Annotated in this window: 4 protein-coding genes and 1 pseudogene; 1 reads left to right on the top strand and 4 read right to left on the bottom strand. The window is 41.1% G+C overall.

What is annotated here, in order from left to right:
• Positions 1 to 872, top strand: an 872-nt coding sequence (locus GMD1S_RS06740; RefSeq protein WP_000321567.1) for a DUF389 domain-containing protein, incomplete at its 5' end; no start/stop codon positions are given.
• 212 nt (positions 873 to 1,084) lie between these two features.
• Here the strand turns inward: GMD1S_RS06740 and thrS are convergent.
• The 4 genes and pseudogenes from thrS to GMD1S_RS06725 form a co-directional block, all read right to left on the bottom strand.
• A complete protein-coding gene (gene thrS, locus GMD1S_RS06735) occupies positions 1,085 to 3,028 on the bottom strand; it encodes a threonine--tRNA ligase (protein ID WP_000591036.1) in 1,944 nt (647 codons plus the stop codon).
• 104 nt (positions 3,029 to 3,132) lie between these two features.
• On the bottom strand, positions 3,133 to 3,489 hold the full coding sequence (locus GMD1S_RS12565; RefSeq protein ID WP_000627037.1) for a hypothetical protein: 357 nt from the start codon (positions 3,487 to 3,489) through the stop codon (positions 3,133 to 3,135).
• A gap of 54 nt (positions 3,490 to 3,543) precedes the next feature.
• Positions 3,544 to 3,740: pseudogene (locus tag GMD1S_RS12275) on the bottom strand (hypothetical protein).
• 73 nt (positions 3,741 to 3,813) lie between these two features.
• A complete protein-coding gene (locus GMD1S_RS06725; protein WP_001246986.1) occupies positions 3,814 to 4,188 on the bottom strand; it encodes a hypothetical protein in 375 nt (124 codons plus the stop codon).
• Positions 4,189 to 4,286 lie beyond the last annotated feature (98 nt).

Below are 4,286 nucleotides of genomic sequence, written 5' to 3'. Positions count from 1 at the left end.
TTGTTGGACTAGGATTCGGTTTAGCTATTTTTGATACGCGTTTAATCAAGCAATCTTTAGAGGTTTTATTTACTCAAGTATTGGTCAGCTTGCTTGTTTCGACTCTGTATTTCTGGATTTCTCCCTTATCTTATGCAAGTAGCGAATTGATTGCACGAACCTCTCCAACCATTTGGGATGTTCTCATTGCTATTGCTGGTGGGATAGCAGGCGTAATTGGTTCAAGGAAAAAAGAAGCAAACAATATCGTGCCAGGAGTAGCTATTGCAACAGCTCTGATGCCACCTATCTGTACTGCAGGTTATGGTTTAGCTAATGGAAATGTACGATTTTTATTCGGGGCTCTCTATCTTTTCTTGATCAACTGTGTCTTCATCATGTTAACAAATATTGTTGGAACAAGAATTTTGATGAGGAAATCTCCCTTAAGTTCATTTAAAGAGCTAAACATTAAAATGAAAATTGGCTTGACATCCTTGATTGTATTATTGGTTCTTCCAGCCAGTTATTCAGCAGTCACTCTGACGATAGATCAAGCGCGAAAAGAAGGGATCAAACAGTTTGTAGGAAAAGAGTTCTCTAATCATACGGTCATTAATCAAGTCTACAAGTCTAGGGACAATGAATTGGTCTTGACAGTTGTTGGAGATCCGATTTCAGAAGAAGAATTAGAAACGCTCCATCAAAAACAAGCCTCTTACGGTATTCAATCTGTTCAATTAAAAGTCAATCAAGTCCATAATTCGACAAAATTAGATAGTGAGATGACCAAGGAATTTTATGAAAACATTAACAAGTATATCGATCAAAAACTCTCTGAAAAAGATTCACAAAAAGATCTCGTAAAAGAAAATGAAGCAGACAAGGATTGAGGATATTGAACTTTTCTAACTCGAGGAAGCAAATCTTGGGAGGATATCCTATATCCAACAGTTAGTGGATAGAAAGGATTGTTGATGAGGATACCATTTGTGGTGGTTTGACCAATCACGACTAGCTCAGGTTAAATAAAATATAAAAAAGCAATAACTATTTCAGTTGTTGCTTTTTCTTACTGAAAAATGTTTCTCAGACAGTGATCGTTTTATTTTTCCACACGTGATTTGTTGGCGATATCAGCAAGGATAGCTTGGACAAAGTCATCAACTGAGACAGTTTGTGTTTCCTTTTGTCCATAGCGACGAACATTGACTGTTCCGTCTTCCATTTCCTTATCCCCAACAATCAATTGGTAAGGAATCTTGCTAGTTTGAGAAGCACGGATCTTGAACTGCATTTTTTCGTTGCGCTCATCTACATCTGCACGGACACCGCGGTCACGGAGTTTCTTAGCCACTTCCCATGCGTAGTCTACGTGTTTTTCGTTAGAAACTGGGATGAGAGTTACTTGGTGTGGTGCAAGCCATGTTGGGAAGGCACCTTTGTAGTTCTCAATCAAGATAGCTGTGAAGCGTTCCATGGTTGAAATAACCCCACGGTGAATCATAACTGGACGGTGTTCTTCACCGTCAGCCCCGATGTATTTGAGGTCGAAGCGTTCTGGAAGCAAGAAGTCAAGCTGGATAGTCGAAAGGGTTTCTTCTTTTCCGAGAGCTGTCTTAACTTGGATATCCAATTTTGGTCCGTAGAAGGCTGCTTCACCTTCAGCTTCAAAGTAGTCAACACCCATTTCATCAAGTGCTGCACGAAGCATGGTTTGGGCATTTTCCCACATCTCATCGTTGTCAAAGTACTTGTGAGTATCTTGAGGGTCACGAAGAGAGAGACGGAAGCGGTATTCAGTCAAGTTGAAGTCTTCATAAACATCGATAATCAACTGAAGGGCACGTTGGAATTCTTCTTGGATTTGTTCTGGAGTAACAAAGAGGTGACCGTCGTTGAGTGACATCTCACGCACACGTTGAAGACCTGTGAGGGCACCAGATTTCTCGTAGCGGTGCATCATACCGATTTCAGCGATACGGATTGGCAATTCACGGTAAGAGTGAACATGGTGTTTGAAGACTTGGATGTGGTGTGGGCAGTTCATTGGACGAAGGACAAATTCTTCCCCGTCACCCATGTCCATGGTTGGGAACATGTCCTCTTGGTAATGATCCCAGTGACCAGAAGTCTTGTAAAGCTCAACAGAAGCAAGTGGTGGAGTGTAAACGTGTTGGTAGCCAGAAGCCAACTCTTTGTCGACGATGTAGCGTTCCAATTCACGACGGATAGTCGCACCGTTTGGCAACCAGAATGGCAAACCTTGACCAACTTCTTGTGAAATCATGAAGAGGTCAAGCTCTTTACCAAGTTTACGGTGGTCACGTTCTTTGGCCTCTTCACGCATTTGAAGGTAGTTCTTCAAGTCTTTCTTGTCAAACCAAGCTGTACCGTAGATACGTTGCATCATCGCGTTGTCGCTATTTCCACGCCAGTAAGCACCTGCTACATGGAGAAGGTGGAAGATTTGGATACGGCCTGTTGATGGGACGTGAGGTCCACGGCAAAGGTCCACGTATTCCCCCTGACGGTAGATAGTCAAACCGCCTTCGTCTTCTGAGTGTTCTTCAATCAATTCCAACTTGTAAGGGTCGTTTTTGAAGATTTCACGTGCTTCGTCTTTCGATACTTCCTCACGGATAGATGGGAAGTTTTCTTTGACGATTTTTTGCATTTCTTCTTCGATACGAGGCAGGTCTTCGTTAGAGATTTGACCAGCAGTATTGTCGGTATCGTAGTAGAAGCCATCTTCGATAGCAGGACCGACTCCCAAGTGAATGTCTGGGAAAAGGCGACGAGCTGCTTGGGCAAACAAGTGAGCAGCTGAGTGACGCAAGATCGGAAGGGCATCTTCGTGATCAGGTGTCACGATTTCGATGCTTCCATCTTCAGTGATAGCACGAGTCGTGTCGATGAGTTTGCCGTTGAATTTACCAGCCAAGGCTTTTTTAGCTAGGGAATTGCTGATAGATTGGGCAATTTCAAAAGTAGTAACGCCAGATTCGAATTCACGAACAGCGCCATCTGGGAAAGTAATCTTAATCATGGTTTTCTCCTTAAATATTTATCGTATTTTTATAACTGAGGTTTGAAGAAGTGGGAAGCTAGATATCAATAAAGAATGATCACAATTGATTTGCTAAATCAATTTCATTTTAACTTTTTCAGTCTGAAAATAAAGAAAAGCGTAGAAATACATAGATAGCATACCAAGGAAAGGATGAGAGACAGATATTCCTCCTGAGTCATCTCGCCTCTCATGTATATCCTTATCGGATAGCTTTTTATCGCATTGACCAAATAGATACCAGCTGTCAAACTGAAAAGATATCCTGTTGTAATGAGTTTCTTGTTGTTGAAAAACATTAAGATACCAAGAAAGGGGGCAAGGAATGGTAAGAGAGGAATGAGTAGAAAAAATGAAAAGACGACAATATTTTCCGTCCCCCATAGACTGAGCGTATTCATTAGCCAGACATAGAGTAAAAGGAAGGTACAAGTGATCATCCAAGATAATATTTTCTTCAAATCTATCACCTCATTTCAGCTCTTGGCTAAATTTCATCTTAACTTTGTCGTTAATACTCTCCAAACAAAAAACGACATCCTAAAAGGACGTCGCAACGTGGTTCCACCTTCATTTATGTTCCTCAAAAAAGAGGGACACCTCTGATTGGCTTTAACGTAGCCACCGTTTTATGTTTGCATAAAAGTCAGTAGAGTAGTATCAGTTTAGGCTTTCTATGCGTTTCCAGCAACCACGCACTCTCTAGTAGAAAGGGACTAAGTGACTTGTCTCTATGCATTATTATAGCATGATTGCGAGAATTTTCAAGGTTTTTGTATAATTTTTTTGTTTTTCGCTCTCTGGAAGAGATGCTTGATACTCACACCAGAAACCAACCCAAGTAGGGCAAAGAGTTCATAGGCTAGGAAGTAAAGCAGGATGAACTCACCAAAGGTGATGATGGTAAAGCAATAGAGCAAACCAATACCGAGTAGCCACCAAAGTGAGAAATGAAATCGATAGCTATAAAGTAGCGATACGATAAAGGTTACCAGAGGTGAAAAGAGGACGATGTTGTAAATGTATAGTCCCTTCAGTGTATATGGGTCAGAGATGAATAGAGAGAGGAGCTCATAGAGGGGCCAGTAAAAGAAGAAAATGACAAGGTAGTATGGAATATACTTAAGATAATTCCGCATGGCAATAGTCCTCCAATCTGGAAAAATTGAGAGAGGTTGAATACCACATAATCCTAAATGAATGGGAACTCTCTACCTATATTATAGCACATCTTGGA

The sequence above is a fragment of the Streptococcus sp. GMD1S genome (genome assembly GCF_000296875.1).
Lineage (GTDB): Bacteria > Bacillota > Bacilli > Lactobacillales > Streptococcaceae > Streptococcus.
This window is presented reverse-complemented; position numbering and strand designations above follow the sequence as displayed.